Raw genomic sequence first — 19,586 nt, 5'->3', positions numbered from 1 at the left:
CCGTGGTTGGTATCTATCCAGACTGCGTGACCGTCCCCGCCTCGATATTTCGGCGCGATACACGGACTTCGGTTACCCACAGTCTCGGCCAACCGGCGCCTGACTTTAGATCACCCAATTGGATGATTTTGCTCATCCACAGCAGTCTCAGCAGGCAGCTCGCGCCAAGTCAGATACACGCGCAAATCGAATTCCAACTGGTGATAGCCCGGCAACATGTGCTCGCAGAGCTTGTAGAAGGCCTTGTTGTGCTCGGCCTCGCGCAGATGCGCGAGCTCGTGGACGACGATCATGCTGAGGAATTCCGGCGCGGCTTCCTTGAACAGCGCGGCAACGCGGATTTCCTTCTTGGCCTTGAGCTTGCCGCCCTGCACCCGCGAGATCGCCGTGTGCAGGCCCAATGCGCGATGGGTGAGGTCGAGGCGATTGTCGTAGAGCACCTTGTCGATGTTCGGTGCGCTCTTCAGGTATTGCTGCTTCAAGTCCAGGGTGTAGGCGTACAAAGCCTTGTCGTTCTGCACCTGGTGTTTAGCCGGGTAGCGGCGCTGCAGATATTCACCAAGACGCTGCTCGGCGATCAGCTGGCGAACTTGTGCCTGCAGGGCCGCGGGGTAATGGGCGAGATAGCGCAACACCAACATGCAAGCTCCAAATCAAGGTCAGGACGCCAGTGTAAAGGCTGGCCAGTATTTTTCCCCGACTGGCCACTATCTCCGCTGGTCAGATAGTTTTTCGCGCTCACCAGCCGCTACAGCGACCCAGAACAAAAAACTGACGCCAGACGCGGAAAAATTTTCTTTTCCGATCAAGTACCGACAGCAACGTCACCAACCGACAGCCTCATTTCCAGTGCTGGCAAAGCGATAGCCAGCACGGTAGTTGATCAATTTTTTGACGTCAGCTAGCAGATAGCCGGTGATTACAAGCATCTGCCAGGCCCGTATAAAGCGCCGTCCGAAGCTCTTCACCACGACTTTGGACAAGCCCCCAACTCGTGCCCTAATCCAGCTTTTAACGTGCGCCCTCGGCAGAACGCCGCCTAGTGCCGCCTGGAAGCCCACTGTCGAGAACCCCTTAAATGATCGACCTTGCAACCTGGAATCTCACCCTGCCCGTCGGCCAGCCAGCCGTGACCATCGAAACCTCGCAGCTGGTCGGCGGCTACCGCGATCAGTATTTCCATGCGGAGTCCGGCACCTCGTTCTTCTGGGTTCCCGTCAACGGCACCACGACCGCCAATGCCAGCTATCCACGCAGCGAACTGCGTGAAACCTTCAGCGACGGCAAACTACGCAACTGGACGTATCCGCTCGCCGACAACTACCTGAGCGCCAATCTCAGCGTCGGCGAGGTGCCGTCGACCGGCAAAATCGTGGTCGGCCAGATTCATGCGCAAAACAGCACCAGCCCGCTGCTCAAACTCGAGTATCAGTACAAGACCAAAACCAAAACCGGCAACATCGTCGCCAAGGTGCGCGCCAAGCCGACCGACGCGGAAGGCACGGTGTATACGCTGCTCAGCGGCGTGAAGCTCAATCAGCGCTTCACCTATGTGATCAACCTTTCGCCATCCGGCGTACTGAGCATCCTGCTTAACGACACGCAATGGACCAAGCCGCTGAGCGCCGACTGGAAGACCAAGCCGCTGTACTTCAAGGCCGGCGCCTACGTACAGGACAACGCCGGCGACGGCGAAGCCGGCAGCGTGACCTTCTACAACTTGAAAGCCGAGCACCGCCCCAAGTAGTAACTCCAGCAGCGCCTTACGAAGCCCCGCACTGCGGGGCTTTTTCTTAGCTATGTCCCGGTTACGTGCTGCATGGTCTCGCCCGGAACACTGGCGTCCAGCCTGCTCGGTGGGTTACGCCTACGGCTAACCCACCCTTGGATCTACGGGTCTGACGTAGATTTTTTGTAGGGGCGGATTTATCCGCGATAGCCGGCGCCGCGGATCGCGAATGAATTCGCTCCTACCAAGGCGCTGAAACCCGCTTTGCTGATTTTCAGGCTTGGTCCACGGGGTTGGCAGGCGGGCTTGGTGCCTTACCCGCCCAAAAGGCAACAAACCAAGGCTGGCGCACCGCAGCGCGAAACAGCAGCGCGAGAAACGCAAAAGCCCCGCAGGTGCGGGGCTTTTTTGCTTTCAGCGCCGGGGCTTAGTTGACCTTGGCGGTCAGCTCACCCTTGGCGTAACGCTGGAACATGCCTTCGAGGGTGATCGGTTTGATCTTCGAGGCATTGCCGGCGGTACCGAACGCTTCGTAGCGGGCGATGCAGATGTCGCGCATGGCGACGATGGTCTTGGCGAAGAATTTGCGCGGGTCGAACTCGCTCGGCTCTTCGGCCATCATCCGGCGAATCGCACCGGTGGAAGCCAGACGCAGGTCGGTGTCGATATTGACCTTACGCACGCCGTGCTTGATGCCTTCGACGATTTCTTCGACCGGCACCCCGTAGGTTTCCTTGATGTTGCCACCGAACTCGTTGATGACCTTCAGCCACTCTTGCGGCACCGAGGACGAACCGTGCATCACCAGGTGGGTGTTGGGGATGCGCTTGTGGATTTCCTTGATGCGGTCGATGGCGAGGATGTCGCCGGTCGGCGGCTTGGTGAACTTGTAGGCGCCGTGGCTGGTGCCGATGGCGATTGCCAGGGCATCCACCTGAGTCCTTCTGACGAAGTCGGCCGCCTCTTCCGGATCGGTGAGCATCTGGCTGTGGTCCAGCACGCCTTCCGCGCCGACGCCGTCTTCTTCGCCGGCCATGCCAGTTTCCAGCGAGCCCAGGCAGCCCAGTTCACCTTCCACCGAGACGCCGCAGGCGTGGGCGAAGGCCACGGTCTGCTGGGTCACGCGCACGTTGTAGTCGTAGTCGGCTGGAGTCTTGCCGTCTTCCTTCAGCGAGCCGTCCATCATTACCGAGCTGAAGCCCAGTTGGATCGAGCGCTGGCAGACGTCCGGGCTGGTGCCGTGGTCCTGGTGCATGCACACCGGGATGTGCGGGAATTCTTCGATGGCAGCGAGGATCAGGTGACGCAGGAACGGCGCCCCCGCGTACTTGCGCGCACCGGCGGATGCTTGAACGATCACCGGCGAGTCGGTCTTGTCGGCCGCTTCCATGATGGCGCGCATCTGCTCGAGGTTGTTGACGTTGAAGGCCGGCACGCCGTAGCCGAATTCGGCGGCGTGGTCGAGCATCTGACGCATGCTGATGAGTGCCATGGTTTTCCTGTCTCCCGGTTGGAGTTCGTTAATCGTGCCAAGCCTGCCGCACGGGCAGGCACTGTTCAAGTTTTCCGCGAGGAGCGGTTCCGCTCCCCGGGTTGTGTCTAAAGCTCTCTCTCCCGGAAGGAGGGAGTCAAAGCGTTCACGGCGCCTGACAACCGCGGCCGATCAGATAATCGTTGCCGACCCAGTAGACCAGGCCCTCCTCGCCTTTGTTGCGAAAGGCGATGACGTTATCGCTGTAGAAGGTGCCGGAACCTGCCGGTTCCTGGCGCAGGCGATAGACGATGTCGCTGCCGCCGAGGCGCAGGTCGACGCTTTCCCGGCTGTCGTCGGCGAAGCGCCACAGCACCTCGGTCTGACTGTCGCACACCCAACGCGTCCAGCCGCCGATTTGCTCGTCAGCCGGCGGGGTCTCGGCGCAGGCGCCCAACAGCACCACCGCCAGTCCCAGCGCGGTGCGACGCATGGCTGCCTTAAGCCTTGGCACGCTGTTCCAGGACCGCCACGGCCGGCAGTACCTTGCCCTCGACGAATTCGAGGAACGCACCGCCACCGGTGGAAATGTAGGATATCTGCGCGCCGACGGCGTATTTGTCGATCGCCGCCAGGGTGTCGCCACCACCGGCGATGGAGAACGCCGGGCTTTCGGCAATGGCTTGCGCGAGAACCTTGGTGCCGTTACCGAACTGATCGAACTCGAACACGCCGACCGGGCCGTTCCACAGGATGGTCTTGCTCGACTTGAGCAGCCCGGCGAACTGCGCGGCGGTCTGCGGGCCGATGTCGAGGATCATGTCGTCGTCGGCCACTTCGCCGATCAGTTTGACCGTTGCAGCGGCGGACTCGGCGAACTCCTTGGCGACCACCACGTCGACCGGCAGCGGCACGCTGACCTTGGCGGCGATGGCTTTGGCGGTGTCGAGCAGGTCCGGCTCATACAGCGACTTGCCGACGTTGTGGCCGGCGGCGGCGAGGAAGGTGTTGGCGATGCCGCCACCGACGATCAGCTGATCGCAGATCTGGCTCAGCGAGTTGAGCACGTCGAGTTTGGTCGACACCTTGGAGCCGGCGACGATCGCCGCCATCGGTTTGGCCGGGTTGCCCAGCGCCTTGCCCAAGGCGTCCAGCTCGGCCGCCAGCAGCGGGCCGGCGGCGGCGATTTTGGCGAACTTGGCCACGCCGTGGGTCGAACCCTCGGCACGGTGGGCGGTGCCGAAGGCATCCATGACGAACACGTCGCACAGCGCGGCGTATTGCTGGGCCAGCTCGTCGGCGTTCTTCTTCTCGCCCTTGTTGAAGCGCACGTTCTCGAACAGCACTACTTGGCCTGGCTGCACGTCGACGCCGCCGAGGTAGTCGGCAACCAGCGGCACTTCACGACCAAGCGCTTTGCTCAGGTAGTCGGCGACCGGCTTGAGGCTGTTCTCTTCGCTGAACTCACCCTCGGTCGGACGACCCAGGTGCGAGCAAACCATTACCGCCGCACCCTTCTCCAGCGCCAGTTTGATGGTCGGCAGGGAAGCGACGATGCGCGCGTCGCTTTTCACCTGGCCATCTTTCACCGGCACGTTGAGGTCTTCGCGGATCAGTACGCGCTTACCCTGGAGGTCGAGGTCGATCATCTTCAAAACGGTCATGGCATCAGTCCTTCACGGGGGCTGGTTAAACGGTGGTTGGGTTGGCGACGCGCAGATAGTGATCGGCGACATCGAGCATACGGTTGGCGAAGCCCCATTCGTTGTCGAACCAGGCCAGCAAGTTCACCAGCCGAGGGCCGGAAACGCGGGTCTGGCTACCATCGACGATGGCCGAATGCGGGTCGTGGTTGAAATCGCAACTGGCATGGGGCAGCTCGGTGTAAGCCAGCAGGCCCTTGAGCGGGCCACTTTCGGCGGCCTCGCGGAGCACCCGGTTGATCTCTTCGGCCGACGTATCGCGGGCGGTCTGCAGGGTGATGTCCAGGCAGGACACGTTCACCGTCGGCACCCGGATGGCTTTGGCCTGGATGCGCCCGGCAAGTTCCGGCAATAGCCGCTCAATGCCGCGCGCCAGACCAGTGGAGACTGGAATCACCGACTGAAACGCCGAACGGGTACGGCGCAGGTCTTCGTGGTGGTAGGCATCGATCACCGGCTGGTCGTTCATCGCCGAGTGGATGGTGGTGATGGAGAGGTACTCCAGACCGATCGCCTCGTTGAGCAACTTGAGCAGCGGCACTGCGCAGTTGGTCGTGCAGGAGGCATTCGACACCAGCGTCTCGCGGCCGCTGAGGCTTTGCTGATTGACCCCGTAGACCACCGTGGCGTCGATATCCGCCTCGCTGGCCATCGGCTGCGAGAACAGCACCCGCGGCGCGCCGGCATCGAGGAAGCGCTGGCCATCGGCGCGACTGTGGTAGGCACCGGAGCACTCCAAGACCAGATCGATGCCCAGGCCGGCCCAGTCGATCGCTTCCGGGGTGGCGCAACGCAGCACGCGGATGCAGTCGCCGTTGATATGCAGGCCGTCGTCCCCGACCCGCACTTCGCCGGGGAAACGGCCGTGGGTGGAGTCGAAACGGGTCAGGTATTCGATGCTCGCCAGATCGGCCAGATCGTTGAGGGCGACCACCTCGAAACCGGCGTGCGCGCCACGCTCATACAACGCGCGCAGCACGCAGCGACCGATGCGGCCGTAGCCGTTAAGGGCGACTTTGTAAGGACGGTTGGGCATGGTGGTCTCGATGCACGGGGCTGGGAACTCCCTCTCCCACTTATGGAAGAGGTCCGGGGAGAGGGCTGAGCCAACGACCTCCCTCCCCCCGGCCCCTTCTCCCGCACGCGGGAGAGGAGGTCAATGGGCTCAGGCGTCGAGCAGTTCGCTGGCGGTTTCCAGCAGGTTCTCGACGGTGAAGCCGAAGTGCTCGAACAGCGCCGGCGCCGGGGCGGACTCACCAAAGGTGGTCATGCCGATCACCCGACCTTCGAGGCCGACGTACTTGTACCAGTAGTCGGCATGCGCGGCCTCGATGGCGATGCGCGCGCCAACCTGCAGCGGCAGCACGGCCTGTTTGTAGCCAGCGTCTTGCTGGTCGAACACGTTGGTCGACGGCATCGACACCACGCGTACCTGGCGGCCTTGTGCGGTCAGTTTGTCGTAGGCCTGGGTGGCCAGACCAACTTCCGAACCGGTGGCGATCAGGATCAGCTCCGGCTCGCCAGCGCAATCCTTGAGCACGTAGCCGCCGCGGGCGATATCGCCCAGCTGGCCCGCATCGCGCGGCTGATGGGGCAGATTCTGGCGCGAGAAGATCAGCGCCGACGGGCCATCGTTGCGCTCGATCGCATGCTTCCAGGCCACCGCCGATTCCACCGCATCGCACGGACGCCAGGTGTTCAGGTTCGGCGTGCAGCGCAGGCTGGCGAGCTGCTCGACCGGCTGGTGAGTCGGGCCGTCTTCACCGAGGCCGATGGAGTCGTGGGTGTAGACGAACAGCACGCGCTTCTTCATCAACGCGGCCATGCGCACGGCGTTGCAGGCGTACTCCATGAACACCAGGAAGGTCGCGCCATACGGAATGAAGCCGCCGTGCAGGGCGACGCCGTTCATGATCGCGCTCATGCCGAACTCGCGCACGCCGTAAAACATGTAGTTGCCGCTGGCATCCTCGGCGCTGACGCCCTTACAGCCTTTCCACAGGGTCAGGTTGGAGCCGGCGAGGTCGGCCGAGCCGCCGAGGAATTCCGGCAGCAGCGGACCGAAGGCGTTCAGGGCGTTCTGGCTGGCCTTGCGGCTGGCGATGGTTTCGCCCTTGCTGGCGACTTCCTGAATGTAGGCGTTGGCCTGCTCGGCAAAGTCCGCCGGCAGCTCGCCAGCGAGGCGGCGCTTGAGCTCCACGGCGAGTTGCGGATGGGCGGCGGCGTAGGCGGCAAAGCGCTGATCCCACGCGGCTTCGGCGGCGGCGCCGGCCTGCTTGGCGTCCCACTCGGCGTAGATCTCCGCCGGCACTTCGAACGGCGCGTGGCTCCAGCCCAGCGCGGCGCGGGTCAGGGCGATCTCGTCGTGACCGAGCGCGGCACCGTGGCACTCTTCCTTGCCCTGCTTGTTCGGCGAGCCGAAGCCGATGATGGTCTTGCAGCAGATCAGGGTCGGCTGACCAGTGCTTTTTCGCGCGGTTTCGATGGCGGTCTTGATCTCGTCGGCGTCATGGCCGTCGACATTGCGGATCACCTGCCAGCCGTAGGCTTCGAAGCGCTTCGGCGTGTCGTCGGTGAACCAGCCATGCACTTCGCCGTCGATGGAAATGCCGTTGTCGTCATAGAAGGCGATCAGCTTGCCGAGACCGAGGGTGCCGGCCAGCGCGCTGACTTCATGGGAAATGCCTTCCATCATGCAGCCGTCGCCGAGGAACACGTAGGTGTTGTGGTCGACGATGTTGTGCCCGTCGCGGTTGAACTGCGCGCCCAGGACTTTCTCGGCGAGGGCGAAGCCCACCGCGTTGGCGAGACCCTGACCGAGCGGCCCAGTGGTGGTCTCGACGCCAGCGGTGTAGCCGTATTCCGGGTGACCGGGAGTGCGCGAGCCGAGCTGACGGAACTGCTTGAGATCCTCGACGGTGACGTCGTAGCCGGTCAGGTGCAGCAGCGAATAAATCAGCATCGAGCCGTGGCCGTTGGACAGCACGAAGCGGTCACGGTCGGCGAACGTCGGATTGGCCGGGTTGTGCTTGAGGTAATCGCGCCACAACACTTCGGCGATATCGGCCATGCCCATCGGAGCGCCGGGATGGCCGCTGTTGGCTTTTTGCACGGCATCCATGCTGAGGGCACGAATGGCGTTGGCACGCTCGCGACGGCTGGGCATCACTGAATCTCCTACGGATTGGGTTCACGGCTGGCAGGGCTCGACCCCTCGGAAAAGGGCACACCTGCACGAAAAGGCGGCTATTTTCGCCCAGCCGGCGCCTGCGGAGCAATGACAGATGGTCGCGGCGTGCGCCTTCGTTGACGCTCATCAACGCTGTAGCACCCCCAACGACGCCAGGCACGGGGCCTCGAACAGCTCGCCGTGCCAGGCGCCGACCAACGTCTGGCGCATCACCAGCAGCCAGATCGCCAGTAGCGCGCACGCCAGCAGTACCCCGGTGGTGGCGAAGAAAGCGACGTCCGTCAGATGCAGCAGCTCGAAGCTCGCCAGGGTGAACACCCCGAGCGGGAAGGTGAAACCCCACCAGCCGAGGTTGAAATGCATGCCGTGCCGCGCATGACGCGCAGTACACAGCGTGGCGACCACCAGCCACCAGAGCCCGGCGCCCCACAGCAGCAGCCCGCCGATCACCCCGAGATGCGCAGCCAGCGGCGCGGCGTCGGCCAACGGGCTGCCTGCCCAAGCGTGCGGCGCCGCTTCGCCGAGCTTCATCAGCGCCAAGCTACCGGTGCCCAGCGGGCCGAGCGGCAACCAGCTGGTGGCGGCGAAGCTGCTGTCCGGCAGGTTGTGCACAACCAGACGCAGCAGGACCAGACTGATCAGCGCAAAGGCCAGGCTCAGCGAAATCCCCCAGAGCAGATAGCCCACTACCAACACCTCGCGGGCGGCGGCCGGATCGAGGTGCGGCGCCAGGCTACCAGCAACGCCGGCGGCAACCTCCGGGGCCACCACCGGCAGCAGCCACACAGCGGTAAGCGACTCCAGCGCGTGCTGTTGGCGGGTGACCATCAAGTAGGGCACCAGCACCGCGACGCCAATGGCCAACGCCACGTCCAACCACCACAGCGCGGTGGCCAGCGAATAGGCGCCCTCACCCATACGTGGCGCAGCGAAGGCGAGAAAACCATTGATCAGTACCGCCAACCCCATCGGGATGGCGCCGAGGAACATCGACTGCACCGGGTGCCGTAGCATCGGCCCCACTGTGTCGGGGAACAGCAGCAGGCGCGCCGCAAACAGCAGGGTCGACAGGCTGAACAGCAGGACGGCGAAGCTCCAGATGGTTTCCGCCAGCAACGTCTGCCCGGCAAACGCCCACGGCAACTGCGCAACCACCAGCGCCACGACGCCGGTCCCCATGGTCATGGTGAACCAGTTGGGAGTGAAGTGCCGGATGAACGCCAGCGGCTCGGGCAGGCGGGTAAAGGGACGAGGCATGACGGCTCCGGTCGGGAAGTCCCGTGACGAGAATGAGGAACTCACGCTACGCTCGGCCTTGCCATATGAAAAATACATATTCAGCATCCGATACATGCCTTGTATTTATGCGAGACCGCCATGAACCTGCATCACCTGAAGGTCTTTCTCGCCGTCGCCGAAACCGGCAGCATCAGCGCCGGCGGGCAACGCCTCTTCATCAGCCAACCGGCGGTGACCCGCGAGATCCGCGAGCTGGAACGCCAGATTGGCCTGCCGCTGTTCGACCGCCAGCCACGCGGCGTCACGCTGACCGAGGCCGGCCGCCGCCTGCGCCATTACGCCGAACGCATCTTCAGCCTCGAACAGGCTGCCGAGCAGGAACTGCGCAGCTTCGCCGCTCTGGAAGACGGCGAACTGAACCTCAGCGCCAGCGCCACGCTGGGCAGCTATGTGCTGCCGCCGTTGCTGCGGCGCTTTCGCCAGCACTGGCCGCAGATTGCCATTCACCTGGAAGTCAGCAACACCGCGGCGGTCACCGCCAGCCTGGATGCGGCGCGCTGTGCGCTGGGTTTCGTCGAGGGGCGTTTCGACACCGAGCGCTATGAGCACCGGCTGCTGGCCCTCGATGCGCTGCTGCCGGTGGTCGGCGTGCAGCACCCACTGGCGGGCCGACCACGACTGGTAGCCGCCGACCTTGGCGGTTTCCCGCTCTACCTGCGCGAGCCCGGCTCCGGCACACGGGCCAGCGTGGAGAGGACCTTCGAGCAGCTGGGTCTAGCGCTGGATGCCCGCCTTTCGGTGGGCAATACCGAGGCGCTCAAGCAACTGCTCGACGACCAGCAAGGTATTGCCTGGTTGTCCGGGCAAGCCATCGGCCGCGAGCTGACTGAAGGGCGGCTGGCCGTACTGGATGTCCAAGAGCTTCGCGTCGAGCGCGAGCTGCATGCTGTGTGGCGGTCGGGCAGCAGCCTTAGCCCCTCAGCCAACGCCCTGCTGGAGCTGGCCAACGACCCAGGCAATATCAAAATGTTTTGATATTGCCATTGCTGTATGAAAAATGACCGACTAGACTGCGCGCCTTATGAACCTGCGCGTCCCTCAAGTGCGTTTCGAGCCCAGCGATGAACTGGCGGCCCTGTGCAAGGCCGGCGGCGATCCGCTGCGTCTCAACGTGCTGCGCGTACTGACCAACGACTCGTTCGGCGTGCTGGAGCTGGCGCAGATCTTCGCCATCGGCCAGTCGGGCATCAGCCACCACCTCAAGGTGCTGGCCCAAGCCGGATTGGTGGCGACGCGCCGCGAAGGCAACGCGATCTTCTATCGGCGCGCCCTGCCGCACAGCGAACTGGCCGGCGGCCGACTGCACGCCGCGCTGCTCGAGGAAATCGATGATCTGCGCCTGCCGACCGAGGTGCTGACCCGGATCGCCGCGGTGCATGCCCAACGCGCCGCGGCCAGCCGGGATTTCTTCGCCAAGACCGCCGAGAAGTTCCAGGCCCAGCAAGACCTGATCGCCGGCTTGCCGCAATACGGCGACAGCGTGTTGGCCCTGCTCGATGCGCTGAACCTGCCGGCCAGCGCCACCGCGCTGGAAGTCGGCCCTGGCGATGGCGGTTTTCTCCCCGAGCTGGCGCGGCGTTTCAGTCAGGTGCAGGCGCTGGACAACAGTCCGGCGATGCTCGAACTGGCCCGTCAGCGCTGCGTGCAGGAAGGCCTGGACAACGTCGAATTGAAACTCGCCGATGCCCTCAACGATCTCCACAGTGCCGCCGACTGCGTGGTGGTGAACATGGTCCTGCACCATTTCGCCGCACCAGCCGACGCGCTGCAGCAATTGGCTGGCCTGGTGAAAAGCGGCGGCAGCCTGCTGATCACCGAGCTGTGCAGCCACGACCAGAGCTGGGCCAGGGAGGCCTGCGGTGATCTCTGGCTAGGCTTTGAACAGGACGACCTGGCCCGCTGGGCCAGCGCCGCGGGGCTCGCGCTCGGCGAGAGTCTCTACATTGGTTTGAAGAACGGCTTTCAAATTCAGGTGCGGCACTTCGCCAAACCGGAGTTCCGAGCGATCTCACCCACCGGTAAAAATTAGGAACCGATTGATGAGCGACTATTCCCTGTTTACTTCCGAGTCCGTGTCCGAAGGGCATCCGGACAAGATCGCCGACCAGATTTCCGATGCGGTGCTCGACGCCATCATCGCCCAAGACAAATACGCCCGCGTGGCCGTGGAGACCCTGGTCAAGACTGGCGTCGCCATCGTCGCTGGCGAAGTCACCACCAGCGCCTGGGTCGACCTCGAGCAGATCGTCCGCGACGTGATCTGCGACATCGGCTACACCAGCTCCAACGTCGGTTTCGACGGCGCCACCTGCGGCGTGATGAACATCATTGGCAAGCAGTCCCCGGACATCAACCAGGGCGTCGACCGCGCCAAGCCGGAAGACCAGGGTGCCGGCGACCAGGGCCTGATGTTCGGTTACGCCAGCAACGAGACCGACGTACTGATGCCGGCACCGATCCGTTTCTCCCACGCCCTGGTCGAGCGCCAGGCCGAAGCGCGCAAGTCCGGCCTGCTGCCGTGGCTGCGCCCGGATGCCAAATCGCAGGTCACCTGCCGCTACGAGAACGGCAAGGTGGTCGGCATCGACGCGGTGGTGCTGTCCACCCAGCACAACCCGGAAGTCTCGCTGGCCGACCTGCGCGAAGGCGTGATGGAACTGATCATCAAGCACAGCCTGCCGGCCGAGCTGCTGCACCAGGGCACCCAGTTCCACATCAACCCGACCGGCAACTTTGTGATCGGCGGCCCGGTGGGTGACTGCGGTCTGACCGGCCGTAAGATCATCGTCGACTCCTACGGCGGCATGGCCCGTCACGGCGGCGGCGCGTTCTCTGGCAAGGACCCGTCCAAGGTCGACCGTTCGGCGGCTTACGCCGGTCGTTACGTGGCCAAGAACATCGTCGCCGCCGGCCTGGCCGAGCGCTGCGAAATCCAGGTTTCCTACGCCATCGGCGTGGCCCAGCCGACCTCGATCTCGCTGAACACCTTTGGCACCGGCAAGATCAGCGACGAGAAGATCATCCAGCTGGTTCGCGAGCACTTCGACCTGCGTCCGTACGCAATCACCAAGATGCTCGACCTGCTCCACCCGATGTACCAGCCGACTGCGGCGTACGGCCACTTCGGCCGCACTCCGTACGAGCTGACTGTCGGTGATGACACCTTCACCACCTTCACCTGGGAGAAAACCGACCGCGCCGACGCACTGCGTAGCGCAGCCGGCTTGTAAGGCTCTCAGCGATGAACAAAAGCCCCGCCTAGTGCGGGGCTTTTTGCTTTATCCCCTCGCCCCGTTGAGGAGAGGGGTAAGCCGGCAACACCTATCTCTTTGAGCGACAGGGTGGATACCGCTCTGCACATCCACTGATACCCCCGGATATCGCTGGTGGGTTACGCCGCTTCGCGGCTAACCCGCCCTACAAAAGCGCTTCGTCTAATGGCCGCAGCAATACGCCAACTGGAATCTGCATGCGCCGCTTTTCCGTAGGAGATGTAAACCCGTAGGGCGGGTTAGCCGAAGGCGTAACCCGCCGATGTACCGAACACCGCTGATCGGGGTTACGCCGCCGCGCGGCTAGCCCCCTGAAAGGTTCTCCATTGGGTGGCCGGGAAATCCGCAGAGGACTGAGCATTCCAACACGGCATGCGCCACGCCGACGCCTCTAAACTGCTTCCCCCTCACTCGAGCAAGGATGCTCACGATGAAACGCTCGATCGCGTTATGCCTCGCCCTGTCCCCGCTAATCAGCCACGCCACCTGCCCCGACTGGAATAGCGCGCAGGCCGCCGAAGAGTTGCAGGCGCTCAGCGGCCAGATCGCCGCGTGGGACGACGCCTACCATCGCCTTGGCCAAGCGCCGGTCGCCGATGAACTGTATGACCAGGCCCGCGCCCGCCTGGACGCCTGGAACCGCTGCTTTCCCGCCAGCGCAACCACAGCCCCGCCTGCCCTGGCCAGCGTCGGTGGGCCCATTGCTCATCCGGTGGCGCAGACCGGCCTGGACAAACTCGCCGGCGCCAGCGCCGTGCAAGCCTGGATGGCCACAAAGAGTGGCCTGTGGATTCAACCCAAGGTCGATGGCGTGGCGGTCACCCTGGTCTATCGACACGGCCGCTTGCGCCAGGCGATCAGCCGCGGCGACGGAAGCCATGGCCAGGACTGGACGGCCAGCACGCGGCAGATCGCAGCCATCCCGCAGCAACTGAACAGCGGCGCCGATCTGATCCTCCAGGGCGAGCTGTATTGGCGCCTGAGCGCGCATGTGCAGGCGCACGCCGGTAGCCGCGGCGCGCGCAGCCAGGTCGCCGGGCTGCTCAATCGCGAGCAACTGCAGCCGGCCGATGCGACGCAGATCGGCCTGTTCGTCTGGGATTGGCCGAACGGCCCGGCGAGCATGGTCGAGCGCCTGGCCGGCCTCGACGCGCTGGGCTTTACCGATACCGCGCGCTTCAGCCAGCCGTTGGCGAACTTCGCCGAGGCCGAGCAGTGGCGCGAGCACTGGTATCGCAGTCCATTGCCCTTTGCCAGCGATGGCGTGGTGCTGCGGCAGGGCCAGCGGCCGCCCGGCGCGCGCTGGCAAGCCGCGCCACCGGCCTGGGCGGCGGCGTGGAAATATCCGTTCGCCCAAGCGCTCGCCGAGGTACGCAGCGTGCAATTCAATATCGGTCGCAGCGGGCGCATCACCCCGGTGCTCAATCTGCTCCCGGTGCGCCTGGACGACCGCACGATACACCGGGTCAGCGTCGGCTCCTTGCAACGCTGGCAAACGCTGGATATTCGCCCCGGCGACCAGGTCGCCATCGCGCTCGCCGGATTGACCATTCCACGCTTGCAGGAAGTGGTCTGGCGCGCCGCCGAACGCCCGCCGGTGCAGGCACCGCTGACCGCCGAGCATCACCCATTGAGCTGCTGGCAGCCGACGCCCGGCTGTGCCGGCCAATTCCGCGCCCGCCTGGCCTGGCTCAGCGGCAAGCAAGGCCTGGCCCTCAGCGGCGTCGGCCCGGGGACTTGGGATAAGTTGTTGCAGGCCGGGCAACTCGCCGGACTGCTCGACTGGCTGGCGTTATCCGAAGCGCAGCTGCGTGAGTTGCCGGGCTTCGGCGCCCGCAGCGCCGCCACCTTGGCGCAACGCTTCAGCCAAGCCAGACAGCGACCCTTCGCTGTCTGGTTGCGTGCCCTCGGCATGCCACCGGTGCCGCCGGCCGCGCTGGCGCCGTCATGGACCGCGTTGGCCCAGCGCAGCACGCAGGACTGGCGCCAGCAGACGGCTGTCGGCCCGGCCCGCGCCGCACAATTGCGGGACTTCTTTCATCACCCGGAAGTCGTGGCCCTGCGCGAGCGCTTGCAGACCGCCGCGGTTCCAGGCTTTTGAGCGGACATCTGCCAGCGAGCGCGCTACCCTCAGAACCTGTTTACGATCTTTTGGACTAGAGCCAGACAAGGCAAAAACAGGCGAGGAAGCGGAGTTTACGAGCTGTAAATGAGCATTCCGAGCCTGTTTTTAACGCGGTATGGCCGACGGACAGGAGATCGTAAACAGGTTCTCAGCGACCCTCCCGTCATATTTTTGGAGAGCCCCATGCTTTTGCAACGCTCCCTCCTCGCCAGCCTGCTCATCGGCGCCGCCCTCTTCAGTACAGCGAGCGTCGCCGCCCAGGACGAGGCCGCCCCGAGCGGTTGCGCAGCCAAGCGGCAGGCGCTTGCCGAACAAATCGAAGCGGCCAAGCAACACGGCAACAGCGCGCAACAAGCTGGTCTGGAAAAAGCCTTGAGCGAGGTCACGGCGCATTGCGACGACGCCTCGCTGCACAAATCCCGCGAGGAAAAAGTCCTCGACGCCCAACATGAGGTGGCGCAACGTGAGGCCGATCTGCGCAAGGCAATGGCCAAGGGTGACCAAGCCAAGATCGACACGCGCAAGACCAAGCTGGCCGAGGCGCACAAGGAACTACAGGAAGCGCAGGAACAGCTCGAGCACTGACGCAGCAGGAAGAATCAGAAGGCGCGGAACTCTTGGTGACAGGCCTCGCAGGTGTCTTCCACGCGCTGCATTGGCTTGTCCAGCGCCGCCTCGTTCAGCGGTTGCTGGGTGCTGGCGACCACCAGAGCGGCGGTAGCGCTTTCCAGTTGCCGCGCGAGCTCCTGGAAACGCGCCTGGCGCTGCCAGACTTCGTCCTTGGCGCTGCTCTTGGCGTCGTCCTTGATCTGCGGAAAATGCTGCCACGGCTGGCGCGACAACTGATCCAGCTGGGCCGCGCCGGCGCTAAAGCGCGGTGCATCGAAGGCAATCCGCCCGCGCAACATGCCGCCCAGATCCTCGCTGGTGTTGAGCATCTGCTTGAAGATCGCCTTGCGCTGGCCGAGCGGCGAGTTTGGATCAATCTGCCCGCAGGCGCTCAGCAACAGACAAGTCAGCAGGATGGCAAAGCGGCTTTTCACAATCGACCTCGGTGTATTTCTGCGGTAATGCGGCGGTAAAACGGCGGCCGCCAGTATCCTCGTCCGCCAGCCGAATACCAATTGCGGTGGATTGCCGCAGTAATTTTCGACCGCCAGCGCGGTCAGGCGGCGACCACGAACAGCGCGACGATCAAGCCCATGCCCATGAACCACACCAGCGAACGCACCGGACCCCAATCGGCCAGATAGCAGCCCAGGTACACCAGCCGGCTGATCACGAAGCCGACCGCCAGCGAGTCGATCAATGCCTGGCTGGCGCCGCCAGCGAGGTGGGCGATGATCACCGCGGCGGCGAACGCCGGCGCCACTTCGAAGCCATTCAGCTGCGCATGGTGGGCGCGCTGGCGCATGTCGCTCAGCCCGGCGAGGAAGGCGCGCGGGTTCTGGTTGGCTTGCGGGCCGTAATCGCCGCCAGAAAACTTGGCGATGGCGGTGCCCAGATACGGCAGCAGGATGACGACGAGTACACACCAGAAAGCAAGGGTCATGGCAGTTCCAGGGTTGCGAAAGGAACCGCCAGCCTGCCGCTAAATCCACCCCGACTCCATGGCCGTTGCGCCGGGTGGATCAGCGGAGCGGCCAAGCGGCGCGCTTCAGTCCTTGAACTGATCCTTGATGTAGGTGATCTCGGTCTTACCATGCGGTGCCGGCAGGTCGTCCGGGCCGAGGTTGACGAACACCAGCTTGTCGACCGTGAGGATGCTCTTGCGGGTGATCTTGTTGCGCACCTCGCAGGTCAGGGTCAGCGACGTGCGGCCAAACTCGGTGGCGGTGATGCCCAGCTCGATGATGTCGCCCTGGCGCGCCGAGCTGACGAAGTTGATCTCCGAGATGAACTTGGTCACCACCTTCTGATTGCCGAGTTGGACGATGGCGTAGATCGCCGCCTCCTCGTCGATCCATTTCAGCAGGCTACCGCCGAACAGCGTGCCGTTGGGATTGAGGTCTTCGGGCTTGACCCACTTGCGGGTATGGAAATTCATAGTGGCTCCTGTTTGCTCAGGTACGGGCGGCATGATTGCAGGCCAATCCACGACTGTCTCGGCAAGCGTTTCAATCGATCCGATAGGCGGCACAGGAAAGCTTGGGCTGGGCGATGCACCTCGCTATAATCGCCGGGCTTTCACGCGCCCGGCCCAGCCCGGACGCGCCCGCCACCTGTCCGAGGGGCGCTGCAGCAGGCTTTGACCTGTCAGGCTCGGATGGGGCGTTAACCATACGCATCAACGGCGCCCAGACAGACAGGGTACGAATCCCTCTGTCGCATACAACGAATGGAGAACTCGTTTATGAGCGCTGTACAGACGCCTGCCGGTTTCACTGACTTCAAAGTCGCCGACATTTCCCTGGCCGCCTGGGGCCGCCGCGAACTGATCATTGCCGAATCGGAAATGCCTGCCCTGATGGGCCTGCGCAGCAAGTACGCCGGCGAACAACCGCTGAAGGGCGCGAAGATCATCGGCTGCATCCACATGACCATTCAGACCGGCGTGTTGATCGAGACCCTGATCGCCCTCGGTGCCGAAGTGCGCTGGTCGTCCTGCAACATCTTCTCGACCCAGGACCAGGCCGCTGCCGCCGTCGCCGCCGCCGGCATCCCGGTATTCGCTTGGAAAGGCGAGACCGAAGAAGAGTACGAGTGGTGCATTGAGCAGACCATCCTGAAAGATGGCCAGCCGTGGGATGCCAACATGATCCTCGACGACGGCGGCGACCTGACCCAGATCATCCACGAGCGCTACCCGGCCATGCTGGACAAGATCCACGGCGTGACCGAGGAAACCACCACCGGCGTACACCGCCTGCTCGACATGCTCAAAGCCGGCACCCTGAAAATTCCGGCGGTCAACGTCAACGACTCGGTGACCAAGAGCAAGAACGACAATAAGTACGGCTGCCGTCACAGCCTCAACGACGCCATCAAGCGCGGCGTCGACCACCTGCTGTCGGGCAAGCAGGCCCTGGTGATCGGCTACGGCGACGTGGGCAAGGGCTCCGCGCAGTCGCTGCGTCAGGAAGGCATGATCGTCAAGGTTTCTGAGATCGACCCGATCTGCGCCATGCAGGCCTGCATGGACGGTTTCGAAGTGGCCTCGCCGTACCTCAACGGCCTCAATGACGGCACCGAAGCCAGCATCGACAAGGCTCTGCTGGGCAAGATCGACCTGATCGTCACCACCACCGGTAACGTCAACGTCTGCGACGCCAACATGCTCAAGGCCCTGAAGAAGCGCGCCGTGGTGTGCAACATCGGTCACTTCGACAACGAGATCGACACCGCCTTCATGCGCAAGAACTGGGCCTGGGAAGAGGTCAAACCGCAGGTGCATAAGATCCATCGCACCGGCGCCGGCAGCTTCGACGCGCGTAACGACGACTACCTGATCCTGCTGGCCGAAGGCCGCCTGGTAAACCTGGGCAACGCCACCGGCCACCCGAGCCGGATCATGGACGGCTCGTTCGCCAACCAGGTTCTCGCCCAGATCTTCCTGTTCGAGCAGAAGTTCGCCAACCTGTCGGCCGCCGACAAGGCTGCGCGTCTGACTGTGGAAGTGCTGCCGAAGAAACTCGACGAAGAAGTCGCCCTGGAAATGGTTCGCGGCTTCGGTGGCGTGGTCACCCAGCTGACCAGCAAACAGGCCGAGTACATCGGCGTGACCGTGGAAGGCCCGTTCAAGCCGGACGCCTACCGCTACTAAGAAAGCGCCGAACCATAAGCCCGTAGGGTGGGTTAGCCGCGTAGCGGCGTTACCCACCAGCGCCACCACTCAAACGGTGGGTTACGCCTTCGGCTAACCCACCCTACGGAATAGATCTATGAGCCAAGAACGCCGCTACAGCTTCGAATTCTTCCCGGCGAAGACCGAAGCGGGCCATGAAAAGCTGATCGCCACCGCGCGCCAGCTGGCCGGCTACAACCCGGATTTCTTCTCCTGCACTTATGGCGCCGGCGGTTCGACCCGCGAAGGCACCCTGCGTACAGTGCTGCAGCTGAACGGCGACGTCGGCGTGGCGACCGCGCCGCACCTGTCCTGCGTGGGTGACAGCAAGGACGATCTGCGCGACCTGCTGAACCAATACCGCGAAGCCGGGATCCAGCGCATCGTCGCCCTGCGCGGCGACTTGCCGTCGGGCATGGGTATGGCCAGCGGCGAGCTGCGCTACGCCAACGAGCTGGTCGAATTCATCCGCGCTGAGACCGGTGATCACTTCCATATCGAAATCGCCGCCTACCCGGAAATGCACCCGCAGGCGCATAGCTTCGAGAGCGATCTGGACAACTTCGTGCGCAAGGCCCAGGCCGGCGCCGACAGTGCGATCACCCAGTACTTCTTCAACGCCGACAGCTACTTCTACTTCGTCGATCGGGTGCAGAGGCTCGGCGTGGACATGCCGGTGGTGCCGGGGATCATGCCGATTACCAACTACAGCAAGCTGGCGCGCTTCTCCGACGCCTGCGGCGCGGAGATCCCACGCTGGATCCGCAAGCAGCTGGAAGCCTACGGCGACGACATCGCCAGCATCCAGGCCTACGGCGAGCAAGTAATCAGCGAAATGTGCGAACGCCTGCTGGCCGGCGGCGCACCGGGGCTGCACTTTTACACACTGAACCAGGCCGAACCGAGCCTGGCGATCTGGAACAATCTCAAGCTGCCGCGCTGAGGCAATTCGAGTAATGAAAAAACCGGGCGCAACACGCCCGGTTTTTTATTGTCTGCTGTTCCCCGCGGCA

Annotated in this window: 18 protein-coding genes, 1 pseudogene and 1 riboswitch; of the genes and pseudogenes, 8 read left to right on the top strand and 11 right to left on the bottom strand. The window is 63.8% G+C overall.

Going from position 1 to position 19,586, the window contains the following annotated elements; genetic code table 11:
• Positions 1-110: 110 nt before the first annotated feature.
• Both NVV93_RS01770 and NVV93_RS01765 read right to left on the bottom strand, forming a co-directional pair.
• On the bottom strand, positions 111-641 hold the full coding sequence (locus tag NVV93_RS01770; RefSeq protein ID WP_258252750.1) for a YgjP-like metallopeptidase domain-containing protein: 531 nt from the start codon (positions 639-641) through the stop codon (positions 111-113).
• Positions 642-824: 183 nt separating this feature from the next.
• A complete protein-coding gene (locus tag NVV93_RS01765; protein WP_258252749.1) occupies positions 825-983 on the bottom strand; it encodes a hypothetical protein in 159 nt (52 codons plus the stop codon).
• Between the two features lie 95 nt (positions 984-1,078).
• Here NVV93_RS01765 and NVV93_RS01760 point away from each other — a divergent pair, with 95 nt between their 5' ends.
• Entirely contained in the window at positions 1,079-1,747 is a 669-nt protein-coding gene (locus tag NVV93_RS01760) for a polysaccharide lyase family 7 protein (protein WP_258252748.1), read from the top strand.
• Between the two features lie 409 nt (positions 1,748-2,156).
• Here NVV93_RS01760 and fba read toward each other — a convergent pair whose 3' ends face one another.
• From fba to NVV93_RS01730, 6 genes are all read right to left on the bottom strand, one after another.
• Entirely contained in the window at positions 2,157-3,221 is a 1,065-nt protein-coding gene (fba, locus tag NVV93_RS01755) for a class II fructose-bisphosphate aldolase (protein WP_258252747.1), read from the bottom strand.
• Between the two features lie 145 nt (positions 3,222-3,366).
• Positions 3,367-3,693, bottom strand: coding sequence for an MliC family protein (locus tag NVV93_RS01750; protein ID WP_258252746.1), 327 nt, complete (start codon positions 3,691-3,693; stop codon positions 3,367-3,369).
• Between the two features lie 7 nt (positions 3,694-3,700).
• Complete coding sequence (locus tag NVV93_RS01745; protein WP_258252745.1) at positions 3,701-4,864, bottom strand: phosphoglycerate kinase; 1,164 nt, start codon at positions 4,862-4,864, stop codon at positions 3,701-3,703.
• Positions 4,865-4,889: 25 nt separating this feature from the next.
• Positions 4,890-5,939: an erythrose-4-phosphate dehydrogenase gene (epd, locus tag NVV93_RS01740; protein WP_258252744.1), complete on the bottom strand. Its 1,050-nt coding sequence runs from the start codon at positions 5,937-5,939 to the stop codon at positions 4,890-4,892.
• Between the two features lie 129 nt (positions 5,940-6,068).
• A complete protein-coding gene (gene tkt / locus NVV93_RS01735; protein ID WP_258252743.1) occupies positions 6,069-8,069 on the bottom strand; it encodes a transketolase in 2,001 nt (666 codons plus the stop codon).
• A 150-nt stretch (positions 8,070-8,219) separates the two neighbouring features.
• Positions 8,220-9,350 carry a TDT family transporter gene (locus NVV93_RS01730; RefSeq protein ID WP_258252742.1) on the bottom strand — a complete coding sequence of 377 codons (1,131 nt, stop codon included), beginning with the start codon at positions 9,348-9,350 and terminating at the stop codon, positions 8,220-8,222.
• Positions 9,351-9,470: 120 nt separating this feature from the next.
• On the opposite strand from NVV93_RS01730, the gene NVV93_RS01725 reads away from it, so the two are divergent.
• The 5 genes and pseudogenes from NVV93_RS01725 (at position 9,471) to NVV93_RS01705 (ending at position 15,374) form a co-directional block, all read left to right on the top strand.
• Complete coding sequence (locus NVV93_RS01725) at positions 9,471-10,367, top strand: LysR family transcriptional regulator (protein WP_258252741.1); 897 nt, start codon at positions 9,471-9,473, stop codon at positions 10,365-10,367.
• A gap of 46 nt (positions 10,368-10,413) precedes the next feature.
• Positions 10,414-11,414, top strand: a pseudogene (locus NVV93_RS01720) (ArsR/SmtB family transcription factor).
• A 17-nt stretch (positions 11,415-11,431) separates the two neighbouring features.
• On the top strand, positions 11,432-12,622 hold the full coding sequence (gene metK / locus NVV93_RS01715) for a methionine adenosyltransferase (RefSeq protein WP_258252740.1): 1,191 nt from the start codon (positions 11,432-11,434) through the stop codon (positions 12,620-12,622).
• A gap of 472 nt (positions 12,623-13,094) precedes the next feature.
• The gene (gene ligB / locus NVV93_RS01710) at positions 13,095-14,765 is read left to right on the top strand and encodes an NAD-dependent DNA ligase LigB (protein ID WP_258252739.1); all 1,671 of its coding nucleotides are present in this window, start codon (positions 13,095-13,097) and stop codon (positions 14,763-14,765) included.
• A 207-nt stretch (positions 14,766-14,972) separates the two neighbouring features.
• Positions 14,973-15,374, top strand: a complete 402-nt coding sequence (locus tag NVV93_RS01705) for a DUF1090 domain-containing protein (protein ID WP_258252738.1) — start codon at positions 14,973-14,975, stop codon at positions 15,372-15,374.
• Between the two features lie 14 nt (positions 15,375-15,388).
• On the opposite strand, the gene NVV93_RS01700 is transcribed toward NVV93_RS01705, so the two are convergent.
• The 3 genes from NVV93_RS01700 to NVV93_RS01690 form a co-directional block, all read right to left on the bottom strand.
• Complete coding sequence (locus tag NVV93_RS01700) at positions 15,389-15,835, bottom strand: c-type cytochrome (RefSeq protein ID WP_375162917.1); 447 nt, start codon at positions 15,833-15,835, stop codon at positions 15,389-15,391.
• A gap of 119 nt (positions 15,836-15,954) precedes the next feature.
• Complete coding sequence (locus NVV93_RS01695) at positions 15,955-16,341, bottom strand: MAPEG family protein (RefSeq protein WP_258252736.1); 387 nt, start codon at positions 16,339-16,341, stop codon at positions 15,955-15,957.
• A 105-nt stretch (positions 16,342-16,446) separates the two neighbouring features.
• Positions 16,447-16,836: a hotdog domain-containing protein gene (locus NVV93_RS01690; RefSeq protein ID WP_309137382.1), complete on the bottom strand. Its 390-nt coding sequence runs from the start codon at positions 16,834-16,836 to the stop codon at positions 16,447-16,449.
• A 175-nt stretch (positions 16,837-17,011) separates the two neighbouring features.
• Positions 17,012-17,095, top strand: a riboswitch (S-adenosyl-L-homocysteine riboswitch).
• Between the two features lie 47 nt (positions 17,096-17,142).
• Between NVV93_RS01690 and ahcY the strand changes: the two genes are divergently transcribed.
• Positions 17,143-18,552: an adenosylhomocysteinase gene (gene ahcY, locus NVV93_RS01685; protein ID WP_258252735.1), complete on the top strand. Its 1,410-nt coding sequence runs from the start codon at positions 17,143-17,145 to the stop codon at positions 18,550-18,552.
• A 118-nt stretch (positions 18,553-18,670) separates the two neighbouring features.
• A complete protein-coding gene (gene metF, locus NVV93_RS01680) occupies positions 18,671-19,516 on the top strand; it encodes a methylenetetrahydrofolate reductase [NAD(P)H] (RefSeq protein WP_258252734.1) in 846 nt (281 codons plus the stop codon).
• The last annotated feature ends 70 nt before the right edge of the window (positions 19,517-19,586 follow it).

Origin of the sequence: Pseudomonas sp. LS44, assembly GCF_024730785.1 — a bacterium.
GTDB lineage: Bacteria > Pseudomonadota > Gammaproteobacteria > Pseudomonadales > Pseudomonadaceae > Aquipseudomonas.
Note: the sequence above shows the minus strand (reverse complement) of the source record. Positions and strands in the feature narration are given on the sequence as shown.